The 17,801-nt window shown below is 47.8% G+C and carries 21 protein-coding genes and 1 tRNA gene; 14 read left to right on the forward strand and 8 right to left on the reverse strand.

From position 1 onward, the window contains the following. Positions 1-9 precede the first annotated feature (9 nt). Positions 10-408: a hypothetical protein gene (locus tag GWK09_RS13220; protein WP_239530938.1), complete on the forward strand. Its 399-nt coding sequence runs from the start codon at positions 10-12 to the stop codon at positions 406-408. Here the strand turns inward: GWK09_RS13220 and GWK09_RS13225 are convergent, their stop codons facing one another. From GWK09_RS13225 to GWK09_RS13240, 4 genes are all read right to left on the reverse strand, one after another. Beyond that, complete coding sequence (locus GWK09_RS13225; protein ID WP_163693930.1) at positions 409-732, reverse strand: GNAT family N-acetyltransferase; 324 nt, start codon at positions 730-732, stop codon at positions 409-411. After that, positions 732-2,039, reverse strand: a complete 1,308-nt coding sequence (murA, locus tag GWK09_RS13230) for a UDP-N-acetylglucosamine 1-carboxyvinyltransferase (RefSeq protein ID WP_163693931.1) — start codon at positions 2,037-2,039, stop codon at positions 732-734. The genes GWK09_RS13225 and murA overlap by 1 nt, the downstream gene beginning before the upstream one ends. Positions 2,040-2,053: 14 nt before the next feature. After that, positions 2,054-2,704, reverse strand: a complete 651-nt coding sequence (locus tag GWK09_RS13235; protein ID WP_163693932.1) for a DUF4290 domain-containing protein — start codon at positions 2,702-2,704, stop codon at positions 2,054-2,056. 83 nt (positions 2,705-2,787) lie between these two features. Continuing rightward, positions 2,788-3,075, reverse strand: a complete 288-nt coding sequence (locus tag GWK09_RS13240) for a DUF493 family protein (protein ID WP_163693933.1) — start codon at positions 3,073-3,075, stop codon at positions 2,788-2,790. Positions 3,076-3,164: 89 nt separating this feature from the next. On the opposite strand from GWK09_RS13240, the gene GWK09_RS13245 reads away from it, so the two are divergent. The 5 genes from GWK09_RS13245 to GWK09_RS13265 all read left to right on the forward strand — a co-directional run bounded on the left by GWK09_RS13245 (position 3,165) and on the right by GWK09_RS13265 (position 7,689). Beyond that, positions 3,165-3,728: an AAA family ATPase gene (locus GWK09_RS13245; protein WP_163693934.1), complete on the forward strand. Its 564-nt coding sequence runs from the start codon at positions 3,165-3,167 to the stop codon at positions 3,726-3,728. Further along, positions 3,725-5,626, forward strand: coding sequence for a RecQ family ATP-dependent DNA helicase (locus GWK09_RS13250; RefSeq protein ID WP_163693935.1), 1,902 nt, complete (start codon positions 3,725-3,727; stop codon positions 5,624-5,626). The genes GWK09_RS13245 and GWK09_RS13250 overlap by 4 nt, the downstream gene beginning before the upstream one ends. Next, positions 5,623-6,567 carry a methionyl-tRNA formyltransferase gene (gene fmt / locus GWK09_RS13255; RefSeq protein ID WP_163693936.1) on the forward strand — a complete coding sequence of 315 codons (945 nt, stop codon included), beginning with the start codon at positions 5,623-5,625 and terminating at the stop codon, positions 6,565-6,567. Before GWK09_RS13250 ends, fmt begins: the two co-directional genes overlap by 4 nt. Positions 6,568-6,743: 176 nt before the next feature. Then, positions 6,744-7,016: an HU family DNA-binding protein gene (locus GWK09_RS13260; protein WP_163693937.1), complete on the forward strand. Its 273-nt coding sequence runs from the start codon at positions 6,744-6,746 to the stop codon at positions 7,014-7,016. Positions 7,017-7,128: 112 nt separating this feature from the next. Then, complete coding sequence (locus tag GWK09_RS13265; RefSeq protein ID WP_163693938.1) at positions 7,129-7,689, forward strand: YqgE/AlgH family protein; 561 nt, start codon at positions 7,129-7,131, stop codon at positions 7,687-7,689. On the opposite strand, the gene GWK09_RS13270 is transcribed toward GWK09_RS13265, so the two are convergent. Beyond that, entirely contained in the window at positions 7,682-8,527 is an 846-nt protein-coding gene (locus GWK09_RS13270) for an aminotransferase class IV (protein ID WP_163693939.1), read from the reverse strand. The genes GWK09_RS13265 and GWK09_RS13270 overlap by 8 nt on opposite strands. 52 nt (positions 8,528-8,579) lie before the next feature. After that, entirely contained in the window at positions 8,580-8,963 is a 384-nt protein-coding gene (locus GWK09_RS13275; protein ID WP_163693940.1) for an START-like domain-containing protein, read from the reverse strand. A 135-nt stretch (positions 8,964-9,098) separates the two neighbouring features. Here GWK09_RS13275 and GWK09_RS13280 point away from each other — a divergent pair. Then, a tRNA-Met gene (locus GWK09_RS13280) sits at positions 9,099-9,172 on the forward strand. Positions 9,173-9,279: 107 nt separating this feature from the next. Here the strand turns inward: GWK09_RS13280 and GWK09_RS13285 are convergent. Both GWK09_RS13285 and GWK09_RS13290 read right to left on the reverse strand, forming a co-directional pair. Further along, the gene (locus GWK09_RS13285; protein WP_163693941.1) at positions 9,280-10,233 is read right to left on the reverse strand and encodes a phosphoribosylaminoimidazolesuccinocarboxamide synthase; all 954 of its coding nucleotides are present in this window, start codon (positions 10,231-10,233) and stop codon (positions 9,280-9,282) included. A gap of 7 nt (positions 10,234-10,240) precedes the next feature. Then, positions 10,241-11,194, reverse strand: a complete 954-nt coding sequence (locus GWK09_RS13290; RefSeq protein WP_163693942.1) for a PhoH family protein — start codon at positions 11,192-11,194, stop codon at positions 10,241-10,243. Positions 11,195-11,319: 125 nt separating this feature from the next. Here GWK09_RS13290 and GWK09_RS13295 point away from each other — a divergent pair, with 125 nt between their 5' ends. The 7 genes from GWK09_RS13295 to GWK09_RS13325 form a co-directional block, all read left to right on the forward strand. Continuing rightward, positions 11,320-12,150: an SAM hydrolase/SAM-dependent halogenase family protein gene (locus GWK09_RS13295; protein ID WP_163693943.1), complete on the forward strand. Its 831-nt coding sequence runs from the start codon at positions 11,320-11,322 to the stop codon at positions 12,148-12,150. Beyond that, a complete protein-coding gene (locus tag GWK09_RS13300) occupies positions 12,151-12,447 on the forward strand; it encodes a putative quinol monooxygenase (protein WP_163693944.1) in 297 nt (98 codons plus the stop codon). A 5-nt stretch (positions 12,448-12,452) separates the two neighbouring features. Further along, positions 12,453-13,181: a gliding motility-associated ABC transporter permease subunit GldF gene (gene gldF / locus GWK09_RS13305; RefSeq protein ID WP_163693945.1), complete on the forward strand. Its 729-nt coding sequence runs from the start codon at positions 12,453-12,455 to the stop codon at positions 13,179-13,181. 1 nt (position 13,182) lies between these two features. Further along, a complete protein-coding gene (gene gldG / locus GWK09_RS13310) occupies positions 13,183-14,850 on the forward strand; it encodes a gliding motility-associated ABC transporter substrate-binding protein GldG (RefSeq protein WP_163693946.1) in 1,668 nt (555 codons plus the stop codon). 173 nt (positions 14,851-15,023) lie between these two features. Continuing rightward, positions 15,024-16,142: a DNA polymerase III subunit beta gene (gene dnaN / locus GWK09_RS13315; protein WP_163693947.1), complete on the forward strand. Its 1,119-nt coding sequence runs from the start codon at positions 15,024-15,026 to the stop codon at positions 16,140-16,142. A gap of 173 nt (positions 16,143-16,315) precedes the next feature. Next, complete coding sequence (locus GWK09_RS13320; protein ID WP_163693948.1) at positions 16,316-16,933, forward strand: DUF7467 domain-containing protein; 618 nt, start codon at positions 16,316-16,318, stop codon at positions 16,931-16,933. Positions 16,934-17,569: 636 nt separating this feature from the next. After that, positions 17,570-17,801, forward strand: a 232-nt coding sequence (locus GWK09_RS13325) for a hypothetical protein (RefSeq protein WP_163693949.1), incomplete at its 3' end; no start/stop codon positions are given.

Consider the following 17,801-nt stretch of genomic DNA (forward strand, 5'->3'; position numbering starts at 1 on the left):
GTAAAGGAAATGACGAGACTACTCCTGGATTTTGGCCTTTTTGTACTTATCTGGATGGTACAACTGATCGTATACCCCAGTTTTATTCATTTCACTCGAGAGGGTCTGGTGAAATGGCATAAAAAATACACTCCGCGTATTTCCTTTCTCGTAGTACCCCTTATGCTAGGACAGCTTATGGCCTATGGAGCCCTGTTGCAGGAAGTCAAGTCGTTTTACAGCATCACTTGCTTTATACTCGTCCTTCTTGTTTGGCTGGTTACCTTTACGTTCTTTGTCCCCAGGCACAAGGCGATCAGCGCAGGAGATTTCACCCCGAAGTCCCTCGAGGATATGGTGAGGCTGAACTGGATACGCACCGTTCTCTGGACGGTTTTGTTCCTTTGGAATTTCGCGATTTATTTTTGATCAGGAACCTATATTAAATCCGGGGGCGAGAAGTCCGTTTGCTTCCCCTGGGTTCCTCTTGAGGTAGGCAGCTACAAAGGGGCAAAGCGGGGCCATTTTCATCCCTTCAGTCCGAATATGCTGCAGGACTTTTTTCACCAGCACGCTTCCGATTCCATTTCCTTCCAATGACACCGGTACTTCGGTATGCGTGAGGTAGATCGTTCCCTGCTGGTTGATCATGTATTCTACGTAGGCCACCCCTTCATCCAGTCGGAGTTCAAAGCGTTTTTGATTCCCAACCGTGTGCTGCACGAGGGGTATGCCTTCAGCCACCTCCTTCATCAGACCCTGGTAATATGGGCTCCAATGGCCTTTAATCGCGTATCAATGGATTCATATCCCCTGTCTATCTGTTCGATGTTGTGGATCGTGGAGGTCCCCTTGGCCGAAAGGGCTGCGATCAGCAGAGAGATCCCTGCCCGGATATCGGGGGAGACCATAACGGTAGACTTGAGGGTCGATTTAAAGTCGTGCCCTATCACGGTAGCCCTGTGAGGATCACAGAGAATGATCTTCGCGCCCATATCGATGAGCTTATCCACAAAGAACAGCCGACTTTCAAACATTTTCTGGTGGATGAGGACTTCCCCTTTGGCCTGGGTAGCCACTACGAGGATGATGCTGAGCAGGTCGGGTGTTAGGCCGGGCCAGGGGGCATCAGCTATGGTCAGAATAGACCCGTCTATATAATTGTGGATCTTATACCCTTCTGTATGGGCGGGAATAAATATATCGTCCCCCCTCCTTTCCAGGGTGATCCCCAGCTTGCTGAAAACTGTCGGGATCTGCCCCAGGTTTTCCCAGCTTACTTCCTTGATGGTGAGCTCACTCCGGGTCATGGCAGCGAGGCCGATCCAGCTGCCGATCTCAATCATATCTGGCAACATGGTATGTGTGGTACCCTTGAGGGAATCCACCCCTTCGATCGTGAGGAGGTTTGAGCCGATCCCGCTGATCTTGGCCCCCATGCGGTTAAGCATCTTGCACAACTGCTGGAGATAAGGTTCACATGCCGCGTTATAGATGGTAGTAGTACCCTCCGCAAGGACCGCGGCCATAACGATGTTGGCCGTTCCCGTAACGGAAGCCTCGTCCAGGAGCATGTAGGTTCCCTGTAGCTTTTTCGCCTCCACTCCATAGAAGTGCTCTTCCTTGTTGTATCGAAATTTTGCCCCGAGCTTGATAAAACCTTCGAAGTGGGTATCGAGCCTCCTTCGCCCGATCTTATCCCCTCCGGGTTTGGGGATATATCCCTTGCCGAAACGAGCCAGCAGGGGCCCGACCAGCATGATGGAACCTCTCAATCCCCTTCCGTCTACCTTGAACTGATCAGACAGCAGGTAATCCAGGTTCACGTCATCGGCCATAAAGGTGTAGGAGCCCTTTCCTTTTTTCTGGATCTTGACCCCCAGGTCTTCCAGTAAGGAGATCAGCTTATTTACATCCAGGATGTCGGGGATGTTGTGTATTGTGACCTTTTCCGGGGTGAGCAATACGGCGCATAAGATCTGTAAAGCTTCGTTTTTGGCTCCCTGTGGTGTAATACTGCCATGCAGGCTGTGACCCCCTTCTATTGTAAATGTACCCATGAATTACAAAGGAATTAGTAGCGTTTTTTCCCTCTGCTGCTTCGCTGCTTCTTGCTCGGTGTTCCTGTGCGGTTGCTTTTTGCGACCCTTTGTTTGAGGAACTGTCCGCTTTCGGTGAGGTTCTCCCCATCGGAAGCCAGGTCGATCTGCCCGTCGCTCAATTCGTACAAATGCTGGAATATCGCCTTGTCATCGACGGTATCCTTGTTCCAGTTGAGGTAGCATTTTTTCATGTGGTTGGCAATGGCGTATTCCAGACCGTCCCGCTTGTCCCCCTTTTCCCATTGAATGGCCACATCTATCATGCGCTTAATATTATTTCCGTAAAAACGGTACTTAGGGTGATTCTGGGGGTACTCCAGGGGTTCAGGACGAGCCTGAAGCAATTCTTTACTGGTGATGGGAACAGGCGAATCCACATCCAGTTTGAAATCGGACATGATGAAGAGCTGGTCCCACAATTTGTGCTGGAAATCAGGTACGTCGCGAAGGTGGGGTTGTAAGTTGCCCATTACCGAAATGATCGATTGGGCCACTTTGTTCCTTTCTTCCCTGTCCTCTATGGACATGGCGTAGTCCACCATTTTTTGAAAATGCCTCCCGTACTCGGGAATGATCAGTTGAGGACGTTCCGTGTTGTATTCTAAGTTTTCTACAGAATTCAATATAAATATTTTAAGTTGATGATGTGGTCTGGAAGAAGTTGTATTTGGCAGCAAATTACTAAAAATCCGGGAGACAACCTACCTTAAAGGGAGATTACCCCTTCCACCTTGGCAACTTCCTTGTAGTTGCTGATCACTGCATCCGGATCCTTCAGGTTTACGGTGACAGACAGGCTGGTATATTTCCCTTTACTCGATTGGCGGGATTCTATAACGGCCCCCGTATTATCAAAAATCAACTGGATGGCCTTGATCTTTTCAGGATCCGTTGGCACGATGAATTTGTAGAGGTAATCCGACGGCCAGGAGGAGGTCCTTAAAAGTTCTTCTTTTAACCGCTTGTAAAATTCATCGGGACTATCTTTCTTCATGCAGCTTCTTTTTGCAAATATAAAGGGATTCATCGTATTTCACCGCCATGGCGGTATTGATTACTTTTGTTGAAGTATAAAGTCGACCCATGCCCAAGCGAATTGTCATCACAGGAGGACCCGGAACTGGAAAGACCTCTGTCATCAGGGTTCTTGAACAGAAAGGGTATTTTTGTTTTCACGAGGTGATCAGGGACCTCACCCTGGAAGCCAAGAGGAACGGGGATCCCTCTACTATCCATTCCAATCCCCTCACCTTTGTGGATGATCCCTTCAGGTTTAATCTGTTCCTGCTTGAATCCCGCCTGGAGCATTTCAGGGCCGGGGAGGAATTGGAACACCCGGTTGTTTTTTACGACCGTGGACTGCCGGATGTACTGGCGTATATGAAGTATTTTGATCAGGAGTATCCCGGCGAATTCATCTCCTATTGTGAAAGGCACAAATACGACCAGGTGGTCGTACTCCCTCCCTGGGAGGACATCTACACCCGGGATGAGGAACGGCTGGAGAGTTTCGATCAGGCACTCGAGATCCATCAGGAGCTCGTAAATACCTATTCTGATCTCAGTTATCGCACCCTATCGGTGCCCAGGGGCACTGTGGAGGAAAGAGCCGAATATATTATCAACCATGTGATACCTCTGATGTGAATTCATCCCCTGCAGAAATCTTACAAAGTTATTGGGGGCACAACGCCTTCAGAGGTTCCCAGGAGGAGATCATCAACGCCGTGCTGGAAGGCAGGGACGTCCTTGCCATGCTACCTACCGGTGGGGGAAAGTCGATTTGCTATCAGGTACCAGGTCTGATCCTTGATGGGGTGTGCATCGTGGTCTCCCCCCTTATTGCCCTGATCAGAGACCAGGTGACGGGGCTAAAACGAAAGGGTATCAAGGCCGTGGCACTGACCGGAGGCATCTCCTTTGATGAGGCCAGTATTTTGCTCGACAACTGTCTGTATGGGGGGTATCGCTTCCTCTATCTTTCCCCGGAACGCTTACAGCAATCCTGGGTACAGGAGCGCATCAGCCAGATGAACATCAACCTGATCGCCATTGATGAGGCCCATTGTATCTCCCAGTGGGGGATCGATTTCAGACCCGCCTACCTGGAGTGTTCCGCGCTCAGGGACCTGCACCCGGAGGTTCCCTGTATTGCCCTTACGGCTACGGCCACGGAGCGGGTGGCTGGAGATATTACGGACAACCTCAGAATGACCTCGCCTGCGGTTTTCAAGGATTCCTTCGAGAGGGAAAATCTCATTTACCGCGTGGTAAAGCATGAGAATAAACGGCAGCAGGTCCTGCAACTCTGCCGGCAGGAAAGTCGATCTGCCATCGTCTATGTCAGGAGTCGGCGCAGGACGGAAGAACTCAGTAGAGAATTGATAAGGGACGGAATACGTGCCTGTGCATTCCACGGCGGACTGACGAGAAATGAAAAGGATGACAGGCTGAAGGATTGGCTCCAGGACCGGATCAAGGTCATGGTGGCCACCAGTGCTTTTGGAATGGGAATCGATAAGGCGGATGTGGGGTTGGTGGTTCATTTCGAACTCCCTGAAAGCCTGGAAAGTTATTTTCAGGAGGCTGGCAGGGCCGGCCGGAACGGAGATCGGGCCGAGGCAGTACTCCTGCTGAATCCGGAGGATGAACAGCGCCTTTACCAACAGTTTATCTCCGTATTGCCCGATGTGGCCTTTGTCAGGGAACTCTACAAGAGGCTGAACAACTATTTCCAGATCGCCTACGGCAGGCAGGAGGAGGAGTCCTTTCCCTTCAATTTCAACGATTTCTGTGAGGTGTATAGCTTGAATCCGTCTCTGGTCTATAATGGACTCCGACTCCTGGATCAAAATTCGGTCATTGCCCTGACACAGAATTTCTCACATAAGACCTCGGTGTATTTCAAGGCCTCCAAAGGGGAGATCTTCGACTATCTGAATACGCATCCGGGGAAAGCTCGGATCCTTCAGGCCCTCTTGAGGACCTATGGAGGGGTGTTCGAATTCGAAACCTCCATAAATCCCGTCCTACTGGCCAGGAAAGCAGAGGTTTCAGAAGATGAGGTGCTTGCGGTCCTACGCAAGGCCGGGGCGGATGGCCTGCTGGAATTCAGGAATGAGCAACGAGATACGGAAATTACCTTCCTGGTCCCCAGGGAGGACGACCTTACCATCAATACATTCGCCCATAAAATAAAGGACCTGAACAGTATCAAGGTCCAAAACGTCGAGGCTGTACTGGGCTACGTCCGCAACGACTCACTTTGCCGTTCCATTCAGTTACTCCGTTATTTCGGGGAAGTATCCGCCAGACCATGTGGGGAATGCGATGTATGCCGCAAAAAAAAACCTGCTTCGAAGGAAGAATTGAAAAGGCTGGATAACGATATCCTGAGGCTGGTAAGAGAGAGAGCCCTCACATCCCAGAACCTGGTGGAGACCCTGGGAAGGGAAAGGGACATTGTTTTAAAAGAACTTCGATACCTGCTGGAAGAAGGGAAGATCGGGCTCACCTCCAACAACGAATACACCGCATTACTATGAGAGATCTCAGAATCGTATTTATGGGAACCCCGGATTTTGCTGTGGCAACCCTGGAAGCACTTGTCAACAGCCCCTATACGGTGGTCGGGGTGATCACGGCCCCGGACCGGCCCGCCGGAAGGGGGCAATCCCTGAGGGAGTCGGCTGTAAAACAATACGCCCTCAAAAAAGGCCTCAAGGTCCTACAGCCCACAAACTTAAAGAAGGAGGACTTTCTCACCGAACTCAGGTCCCTGGAGGCCAATCTCCAGATCGTCGTGGCCTTTCGGATGCTCCCCAGGGCAGTATGGAACATGCCGGAGTACGGCACCTTCAACCTCCACGCCTCCCTCCTGCCCGATTACCGAGGTGCCGCCCCTATCAACTGGGCCATCATAAACGGTGAGACAAAAACAGGGGTAACTACCTTTTTTATTGACGAAAAGATCGATACAGGGGCCATTATCCTGCAGGAGGAATGCAGGATCACGGAGGAGGATACGGCAGGGGACCTGCACGACCGACTCATGAACCTGGGAGCCGACCTGGTATTGAAAACGGTGGGGCTTATTGCCAAAGACGAGGTAAAGACCTTTGTTCAGAAAGAGCTCAAAACGGTGAAGGATGCCCCCAAGCTTACCAGGGAGAATTGTGAGATCAATTGGAAGCTACCCGGAAGAGAGATCTACAACCTCATACGCGGCCTGAGCCCCTACCCCACTGCGTGGACCACTCTGCATAATGGGAGCGATTCCATTTACCTGAAAGTGTACGGAGCGAGTTACCTGGAGGAAAAGCATTCGGAAATTCCCGGACAAATAATGCCACATCAAAAAATACGGGTAGCGGTTGAGGGGGGATGGATAGATCTGGAGGAAATACAACTACCGGGGAAGCGTAAAATGGGATCCAGGGAGGTGCTGAACGGATTAAAATTGGATTCAAAAGCCTATATGCGCTGAAGTCCCGTCCTTGTTGGGCTCAATGATTCCCTTAAAAAAATACCACTTTATCAACAAAGCCTCCAAGTTATCAACAAAAACCCGGATTTCCCTTGATTTTACTTGCGTTAACGGCAAATCCGTCTAATTTTGTTTGGAGCTTTAAAATATTTAACAACAATTAATTTACTTCAATTATGAACAAAACAGAATTAATCGATGCCATGGCCGCAAGCGCTGGTATCACAAAAGCAGCCGCTAAAAAAGCTTTGGAGTCTTTCCTTGGAAATGTAGAAAAATCCCTTAAAAAAGGAAACCGTGTTTCTTTGGTAGGATTCGGATCATGGTCAGTGTCTAGAAGAAGCGCAAGAGAAGGAAGAAACCCTTCAACTGGAAAAACCATCCACATTAAAGCAAAAAACGTAGTTAAATTCAAAGCTGGTTCTGATCTGAGCAGCGCTGTTAACTAATTTTTGTTCTGTACCATATATTGAAAGCACTCCTTCGAGGGGTGCTTTTTTTATTCAGGCATTTTTTGTAGTTCTGGACATTTGTTCTATTTTAGAAAAAAGGATCTCTCTGATGACCAGTTTAAAACCGAAAAAAGGAAAGCTGTTGATCGCCGAACCCTCGTTGACAGGGGATGTGTCCTTTAACAGGTCTGTGGTACTTCTTGCGGAGCACAATGAAGAAGGATCCGTCGGTTTTATCCTGAACAAACCCCTGGATTACGATATCAGTGAACTGGTAACGGAGATCTTGGTGCCTTTTCCGGTTTTCAACGGCGGGCCCGTGGAACAGGACAATCTTTACTTTATCCATAAGGTCCCTCATTTGATCAGTGACAGCATAGAGATTTCCGATGGGATCTTTTGGGGGGGAGATTTTGACACCACGATAAACCTTATCAATCAGGGGGTCATCACTCCAAAGGACATCCGATTCTTCCTGGGATATTCTGGTTGGTCTTCCCTGCAACTGGATCGGGAACTGGTATCCAAATCCTGGATCGTAGTAAAGAACCATTACGAGAGCGAGATCATCGAAAAGTCGGCCATTTCCTTCTGGAAAGAAAAGATGATGGAACTGGGCGGTGACTACCTGCTTTGGTCCAATGCCCCTGAAAATCCCAGTCTTAATTGAGCCTGGCCAGGGCATTGAGTTTCCCAAGGATGTTTTTTGCCACCACTGTCTTGTAATCCGTTCTCCTGTATCGGGTAACAGATCTAATTCCTATTGCGATGTCCGAAATAAAGAGCTCATCTGCCTTTTGAAGTTCAAAAGGTGAAATGGAGGCTTCTTCCAGTGTGAACTCGTTAGATTTCCTTATCAACTCCATCACTTTCTTTCTCAGAACGCTGTTCTCACAACCGTCCGAGAGTGGAGGCGTTTTGATCCTATCCTCTGCAACGAGGAACAAATTACCCTGTAAGGTCTGCACTACATTCTTTTGATCATTTAATAAGATACAGTCTTCATACCCATTTTCAAGGGCGTAAACCCGGCCGACATTTTTAAGGACCGAGTTCACCAATGGCAGGGTGGAAAGCATGCCGGGCTGTATGTAAAAATCCTTGTAAAGGTCGGCCTCATAAGGCTGATCCTGATGCAGGTAAAATGGTGAAGAACCCTCCTCTACTTCTATAAGGTAGGACACCAGACGTTCTGCATTCTCCAATCCTTTTATGTATTTTGGAAATACATACACCCTTGCGAGCACGGCCTGATGGGTTAAGCCGGATTCCCGGATCGTTTTTGCGATCTCTTCCTTCAGGAATTCGAGCGTAAACGACATGGGTATCTCCATCCTTAGGACACGCATGGAAGCCATTAATCTGAGATAGTGGTCTTCCCAGAAAAAAAAGGTCCCATTCACTACGCGAATCACTTCTAGCAGCCCGTCTCCATGTGCAAATACGCTGTTTTTTGCGTTGAGATACACCGCATCGTCAGAAAAGAACTCCCCGTCAAAGTTGATCATAAAAAAAGCCTTGAAAATTCAAGGCCAAAGATACTGCATCTGAGGCGAAATCTTATTTGGATCCAAGTACCTGTTTCAGGTCTGATATCTGGTTCTCCCACAACATCTTGGCTTCATCCAGCTCGTCTTCCTCCGCAAAATCTGTGATAAACAGAGAAACATCACTCGTGATCTCATCAACGCGTATACGCATCTCGAAATAGGTATCATCTTCGGTTCCTTCCCAGGCGAATCGGACGAATTCATCGCTTTTGCGCTTGAGGAGTTTAGCACCTTCCTCGGAACCGTCCCAAATAAAATTGAATCGCTCTCCCCTCGAATTCACGTTGTCCGCAAACCATTCGGAAAGACCCGACGGCGTCGAGAGATACTGGTAGAGTAACTGAGGTGAAGATTGTATGACAAACTCTAATTCAAACTTGATCTTATCGGTCATTTGGGGGCTATTTTTCGATGGGTAATATATAGATTTCTATATGATAAAAAAATAATCTCCTTCATTTAATTTTGGAAGATGAATTTTGACGTAGCGAAAATTAAAGATTATATTTGCACCCATTTATAATTCAATGGCGAGGTAGCTCAGGTGGTTAGAGCGCAGGATTCATAACCCTGAGGTCGGGAGTTCAAGTCTCCCTCTCGCTACAAAAAAAGACCACGATGGTGGTCTTTTTTATTTTCGTACTGTTCAAGGATCTATTTATAAACTTTCCGTTTAGAAGGCGGCAGTTATTTGGCTTTATTTCAATTTTTTACAGTTTATCGAGATACTTGAGCACATTCCCTTCGATCCGATTTTTTATATGGCTGATATCGGCGGGGTGGAACGCCTCTCCCGTGATGTTTTCGTACAATTCGATATAGCGGTCAGAAACGGTCTTGATATACTCGTCTGTCATCTCCGGCACCTTTTGTCCCTCTAATCCCTGAAAGCCGTTCTGGATCAGCCATTGCCTGACGAACTCCTTGGAAAGCTGTTTCTGGGACTCTCCCCTTTCCTGCCGCTCCTTATATCCCTCAGCATAAAAATAGCGGGAGGAATCCGGCGTGTGTATCTCATCGATCAGGACGATAGATCCGTCCTTCATCTTCCCGAACTCGTATTTGGTGTCTACCAGGATCAGTCCGCGTTTCGCCGCAATCTCAGAGCCTCTTTGAAAAAGTGCCCTGGTGTATTGCTCCAGAACGACGTAATCCTCCTCCGATACGATCCCCCTTTTCAGGATATCTTCCCTTGAAATATCTTCGTCGTGATCCCCTTTTTCCGCCTTGGTGGCCGGGGTGATGATGGGCTGTGGAAAAGGGTCATTCTCCTTCATACCTTCCGGCATGGGCACCCCGCATAATTCGCGTTTCCCACTCCTGTATTCCCTGGCCGCATGACCCGACAAGTACCCTCGAATCACCATTTCTACTTTAAAGGGTTCACAGGCATGGCCTATGGCTACATTGGGGTCAGGGGTAGATATAAGCCAGTTGGGCACGATGTCTGCTGTGGCAGCCATCATCTTCGTGGCGATCTGGTTCAGGATCTGCCCCTTGTAGGGGATCCCTTTGGGCATGACCACGTCGAAGGCCGATAGCCTGTCTGTGGCGATCATAACCAGAATGTCATTCTCCAGGGTGTACACCTCCCTTACCTTGCCCTTATAGACCTTTTTCTGTCCCGGAAAGGAAAAATCAGTGCTTGTGATCGTATTGCTCATGGGAGAATCAGTTCTGATGCTCTATGTTCTTGTACGCATCGATCACCTTTTTGACCAGTTTATGACGGATCACATCCTTGTCGTCCAGGTAGATCATTTCGATGCCTTCGATATTCTTCAGGATCAGCAGGGCCTCTTTCAGACCGGAGATCACCCTTCTCGGCAGGTCTATCTGACCCGGGTCGCCCGTGAGCAGGAACTTTGCATCCTTTCCCATCCTGGTCAGGAACATCTTCATCTGAGCGTGGGTGGTATTCTGAGCCTCGTCGAGAATGACGAAGGCATTGTCAAGGGTACGCCCCCGCATAAAAGCCATGGGAGCGATTTGTATGGTGCCGTTTTCGAGGTAATTCGCCAGTTTTTCGGCCGGGATCATGTCCCTGAGGGCATCGTATAGGGGCTGCATGTACGGGTCGAGTTTCTCTTTGAGGTCCCCGGGAAGGAAACCCAGGTTCTCTCCGGCTTCCACGGCGGGCCTGGTGAGTATGATCCTTTTTACCTCCTTGTTCTTGAGTGCCCTGACGGCCAGGGCCACACCGGTATAGGTCTTTCCCGTCCCCGCCGGACCTATGGCAAAGACCATGTCATTCTTAGAAACGGCATCTACCAGCCTCCGCTGGTTTACCGTCTGTGCCTTGATATACCTGCCGCTTACACCGTGAACGAGAATATCATTGCTGTGAGTGGTTGAGGAGAGTTCCTCTTTCCCGGTACTGGTCAGGACCCTCTCGATCACATTCTCGTCGAGTTTGTTGTACTTGGTGAAATGGGCTGTCAGCATATGAAATCGCTTGTCGAATTCATCCAGCTGTTCATCATCCCCGTAGACCTTGATTTTGCTTCCCCTCGCCACGATCTTGAGCTTGGGAAAATACTTCTTCAGGAGGTCAATATGTTCGTTTTGGTGCCCGAAAAATTCCCTTGGGCTAATTTCTGTGAGTTCTAACGTGAGTTCGTTCAATGAAGTTTATCGTTAATTGAATGGGGTGAATATTAATTTCGCAACGCTGATTTTTTGATTAATTTTGACGTACAAACTTACGCATAAATGAGTTTGGAGACCCAAAAAAATATCAACATTGCTGCATGGCGATCATTACCTTAACTACTGATTTTGGATATAAAGACCATTTTGTAGGCGCCATAAAAGGGACCATTTACTCCGAGCTCGAAGACGCGAGAATTGTTGATATTTCACATGCCATAAGCCCATTCAACATCCAGGAATGCGCCTATATCCTCAAGAATTCTTACAAGGCCTTTCCTAAGGGAACTATCCATATCGTAGGGGTGGATGCCGAATGTACAGAGGAGAACCAGCACCTGGCCGTCTATGTAGACGGACATTACTTTATCCTTGCCAATAACGGGGTCAGCAGCCTGATCACTTCAGAGATCAAACCCGACAAGGTCGTGGAACTCCAGATCCCCAACCCACATCCCGGGGCATTCCCGGTACTGGAGATCTTTGTAAAGGTCGCCTGCCATATCGCCCGTGGTGGTACTTTGGAGGTAGTCGGGAAAAAGTTCGACGATCTCAAAGAACTGAAGGAATTTGCTCCCCGTGTCACCAATAACGGGAACACCATTGCCGGTTCCGTGATCTATATAGACAATTACGGGAATGTGGTGACCAATATCCAGAAAAGCCTCTTCGACGCCTATCGCAAAGGGAGGTCCTTTGAATTGCTCGCCAGGAACAAGAGGATTACCAGGATCGAGGACAATTACAGTGATATCATTGATTTTAGCCTGGATAAAAACCAGCGGAAGGGCCCGGGTGATCTGCTGGCCCTTTTCAATTCAGCCAATTATATTGAACTCGCGATCTACAAAAGCGATCCCAACACCGTGGGAAGCGCCTCCTCCCTCCTTGGCCTGGATTACAGGGACACCGTAACCATTAATTTCACCTGAATGATCATTCGCATCGTCAAACTCCATTTCGAGAAAGAAAATATTAGTAGTTTTGAACGCATTTTCAAAGAAACCAGGGAGGTTATACGGGATTTTAAAGGCTGCCGACACCTCGAGTTGTATCAGGACACGGTAGACCCTTCAATTTTCTTCACCTACAGTAAGTGGGATTCGGAAGAGGATCTGGAGGCCTACAGAAAATCCGATTTTTTCATGGGGGTATGGGCCAGAACGAAAATGCTTTTCACTGAAAAAGCCGAAGCCTGGAGTGTTAAACATGTTCACAGCATAAACTGAACCCTATGCTCGCGATCTTCAAAAGAGAGATCACTTCATTTTTTAGTTCCGCCACAGGCCCGCTGGCCCTGCTGCTGTTCCTGTTGATCAACGGACTGGTCCTTTGGGTCTTTGAAGGGCCTTATAATGTGTTTGACTACGGCTTTGCAGACCTATCTGCCTTTTTTATGGTGGCGCCTTTCGTCTTCCTGATCCTGATCCCGGCCCTTTCCATGAAAAGCTTTTCAGAGGAAAGAAAACTAGGGACTCTGGAGCTCCTTTTGATGAAACCCATGCCGGCATGGAAGCTCGTAGTGGGCAAATTGCTGGGGGTAGTGATCCTCGGCCTGATCGCCCTTATCCCTACCCTGGTCTATGTCTGGAGTATTTCTTCCCTGGGAACAGAGCCCGGAAATTACGACCTCGGCCTGGTAGCCGGTGCTTATTTCGGCATGCTTTTACTCCTGCTTGCGTATACGAGCATCGGTATTTTTTCCTCCTCCCTGACCGAGAATCAGATCGTGGCCTTTCTTATGGCAGTGATCCTCTGCTTGATCATCTACCTTGGGTTTGGATCCGTCTCGGAATTATTCTCAGATGGGAAAGCCGCTCTATTTGTGGAAGGAATAGGTGCCCAGGCACATTACGAACGCATGGGACGTGGGGTGGTGGATACACGGGATGTAGTCTATTTCCTCTCCCTTTCCACATTCCTTGGATACCTAACCGTCCTTCGGCTAAAAAAACGCGTGTAAAGTGAAGAAAAGCGACTTCAAGCATATAGCGTTAGGCATAGGGATATTGGTTGCGATCAACCTCCTGTCCGGTCTTTTCTATCACCGATTCGACCTTACCGAAGACAAGCGATTCACCTTGAGCAAGGCTACCGAAAACATCCTGGAAAATCTTGATTCTCCCGTGATCATTGACGTGCTGCTGGAGGGCGACCTCCCTTCCGAATTCCAGCGCCTGAAACTGGAGACCGAACAGCTCCTTGAGAATCTTTACGACCACAGCAACCGGATCAAATTCGGGTTCGAGGACCCTCTGGAGGACCGCGCCCAGGCTGAGGCTACCATTGCCCAGTTACAGCGCATAGGTCTTACCCCCGCCAGTGTGACTACCGAAGAGGAAGGCCGGGTATCTCAGGAACTCGTTTTTCCCTGGGCTATGGTCACGTATAAGGATCAAACGGTCAGAGTACCCTTGTTGAAGAACAAACTGGGGGCCAGTACGGAAGACCGGATCAATAATTCCATCCAAAACCTGGAGTATGCGTTTTCAGACGCCTTGAGCAAACTGGCTGTTACCGACCGGAAAAAAGTGGCGGTAATCAAGGGGAATGGGGAGCTTGAAGACCTGTACCTGGCTGATTTCCTGACCACCCTCAGGGAATATTACAACATAGGGGCGATAACGCTTGACTCGGTCCCGGGAAATCCACAAAGCGTTTTGGATCAGCTTTCATCCTACGATCTGGCACTGATTGCCAAACCTACGCAGCCATTCAGCGAGGCGGAGAAATACGTGCTGGACCAGTTTATGGTGAGCGGGGGGCGGTCCCTCTGGCTCGTAGATCCCGTGGCCATGGAACTGGACAGTTTGTTCAATGAGGAAGGCAGTGCCATGGCCTTGCCCAGGGATCTGAACCTGATGGACTTTTTCTTCAAATACGGAATCAGGCTGAACAGGGACCTGGTGGATGACCTCTATTGCGCCCAGATCGTCCTGGCCAGCGGGGATGGAAATGCCTCGGAATACAATCCGTTACCCTGGGTGTATTATCCCATGGTGTTTTCACAAAACAACCATCCGATCAATGCCAACATCGAGGCCCTGAGATTCCAGTTTAGCAGTACGATAGACACCCTGGAAAATACTAACAAAAAGACCATACTCGCCCGTAGCTCTCCACTTTCAAAGAAGGTGTCTGTACCGAGAACCATCAGTTTTGACATTCTGAATACTGCCCCAGACCGGGAGTCCTATACGGAAGGGGAATATCCCATGGCCGTCCTCGTCGAAGGGGTTTTTACCTCAGCTTATAAGAATCGTATAAAACCGTTGGAACTCAAGGGCGCTAAAGAAGAAGGTCCTGACAACAAGATGATCGTTATCTCAGACGGGGACCTTGCCGCTAATCAATTGAGAAATGGAAGGCCACTGGAATTGGGATATGACAAGTGGACCAATAATTTCTTCGGGAATAAGGAATTCCTGGTGAACTGCGTGAATTACCTTCTCGATGATACCGGACTTATAAACATTCGAAATCGCAAAGTGGTCGTGCCCATGCTCGACCCGGAGAAGATCTCCGAGCAAAAATCCCGGTGGAAGCTCATTAATATGGGGGTCCCGCTGCTTTTCGTATTAGGCATCACCACCCTCTTTCTTTGGAGGAGAAAGGTGAGATTTGGCCAGTAGGTGTTGATAAGTAAGTTTTAAGGAAATGCTCAATTGGAATATATTTGTTTGAATCCAAAAACGGGTAGGCATCAACAAATTCTGGCCATTTATAATGAGCAAATTCGGATGTCTTTTCCCTGGGAAACGAGTAAATCAATTCCGAATCAAACGACAAACTAAATAAAGGACTCGTGAAATTCATTGTTTCAAGTACATATCTTTTAAAACAACTGCAGGTGTTGGGCGGAGTGATCAATAGCAGCAATACCCTCCCCATCCTGGATAATTTCCTCTTCGAACTGAAAAAGCGAAAACTGACCGTCTCGGCTTCCGATCTGGAAACGACCATGAGTGCCGAACTGGAAGTGGATTCCGACAATGAGGGCACGATCGCAGTTCCTGCCCGTCTGCTTTTAGACACCCTAAAGACCTTTCCGGAGCAACCCCTCACCTTTGTGGTAGAAGACAATCATACGGTGGAGATCAGTTCCAGTTACGGAAAGTACGCCCTGGCGTATGCAGACGGGGCGGAATTTCCAAAAGCGATAGAACTGGGCAATCCGAGTTCCACGACCGTCATGGGCGACATCCTCGCCACGGCCATCACCAAGACCATCTTTGCGGCGGGCAATGACGACCTGAGACCTGTGATGAGCGGTGTGTTCTTCCAGTTCTCTTCAGAAAATCTGACGTTTGTTGCCACAGACGCCCACAAACTGGTTAAATACAAGCGTACAGACGTGAAGGCTTCCGAGGTGGCAGAATTCATCATGCCCAAAAAACCACTCAACCTGTTGAAGGGGATCCTGGCGGGAAGCGAGGAGGAAGTGAAGATCGAGTATAATGACAGTAATGCGAAATTCAGCTTTGACAACGTAGAACTGATCTGCAGGCTGATCGATGGAAAATACCCAAACTACGAGGCTGTCATCCCTAAAGAGAACCCCAATAAACTGGTCATTTCCAGAAACCATTTTCTGAGTTCTGTACGCCGGGTGTCCATCTTCTCCAACAGGACCACACATCAGATCCGACTGAGGATCGCCGGAGCAGAACTCAACATCTCAGCAGAGGATATCGACTACAGCAACAAGGCAGAAGAACGCCTCACCTGCTCCTACCAGGGAGACGACATGCAGATCGGCTTTAACTCCCGTTTTCTCGTAGAGATGCTGGGTAACCTCTCATCAGACGAGGTCTCGCTGGAACTCAGCCTTCCCAACCGTGCAGGCATCCTAACACCTGTGGACGGGTTGGATGAAGGGGAGCATGTGACCATGCTGGTCATGCCGGTGATGTTGAATAACTAGAGTGGGGCTCCGAAAGGATCGAACAAAACAAGATCCAAAGTTGGGAGAATAGCCTTTTCTACTCTATTCATCCCCTTTTTTCCACCTTTTGACGAGAATCAGGACTTTTTGTGATCAGGGAGACGTTATCTCCCTGGTCTATATTGACCGCCCAACCCAAATCTTCCTTAACTATGAAAAAAGTAACCCTTTGTCTTATTGGACTCATCTTTATGTTCTCCTGTCAGGTCGATGAAATTGACCAAATCCAGGAAAATCTCAATGCTGTCTATTCAAGAGCCAACAAAAATGAGAATAATTCCAAAAAGGAATTCTTTTACATCTGCCATAAGTTAAATATTGGAAATGATTGGAAATTCATCAACTTATATCTACCTGAGAACGCCATCCAGGCCCATTTGAATCACGGCGACGCTTTGGGTGAATGCCCGGAAAATGACCCCGATGTAGACAATGGGTATAATGACTGTAATTGTAATGGCAATGTCACCCGCTTCGACATCCGATACAATGGTGCCAGGGATGCCGTGATCAGCGTCACCGACTCAGGAGGCAGAAAAGTGATCTTCAAGCAAACCCTTACTCCGGGTGAAATGTTTACGCTCAATGGTTTTGAAAAAGATGGGACATTAGGAGCTGAGATACACCTGTCAGTGGATGGACAACAGAATACGACCATAGATGCGAGTTGTACCGAACCCAATATGCTTGGATTTACCTATGGGGATTTCACCATAGAGGGTGGCTCCAGCCTTAATGGAGGGGAATTTTGCTCGGGGTTGGTGATGTAGACTTCGTTCTCATAAACCCGACATTACATTTAACGAATTTAAAATCCAGTCTTCACTGATTGGATTTTTTTAATCATATTAGGACCTCCCAATAAGTCTAAGAGTCATAAAATAACTTGGGTCATCCACTTGGATTACCTTGCTTCAATTGACTATTGATAGAATTTAAGTCTTTTGTCTGTGATTTATAAGACCATGTCAAGTAGATCTGCCAATTCCCATTCCTTTATAAAATTTCTCGACTATCATTCCTGGGATCAAGTTTCCCTGGAACTCCGCATGCCTACTCTTGCCTGGATTCTAAATTCTGTTTACGTGATTGGCAAATGGGAGCATGAAACTATTCCGTTGATTAAAGTGTTTTTGATAAGTAATTATTTCTTAGATTCTAACTCTGCAAGTAATTCTTCCTATAACTATAACCCCGCAATAATAGGCGCTTAGATTGATTAATGGCTAAGAAATTTGCGGGTTGTCGATTTGTTTTCATGAAACTCAATATAGTAAACTTTAAAGGTTAAATCTCATAGTATTTAGTTGATCATAACTGATAAATATCATTGCCTAACATTTGCCATTCTTTGATCTTTGAACTAAATAACCAATATCAATAAGTAAGAACTAATTTCTATTATTATGAAAAAAATTATCTCCTTTATCAGTGTTTTTGCACTTTTCATTATTGGATGTTCTGATTCTGATGTATTTCAGGATGAGAATATTTTGAAAAGCACGAATTTTACGGGAACTACAACTGAATGTTACCCAGACATCGATGGCTTGGTATCAGGTTTGCCTACTTCAGTAGAGGTTACCACAACGGCTAAGCCCGGGATGGATTCTTATTTTACCATCAACATTAATGACT

This window comes from Muriicola jejuensis (assembly GCF_010671595.1).
Classification (GTDB): Bacteria; Bacteroidota; Bacteroidia; order Flavobacteriales; family Flavobacteriaceae; genus Muriicola; species Muriicola jejuensis.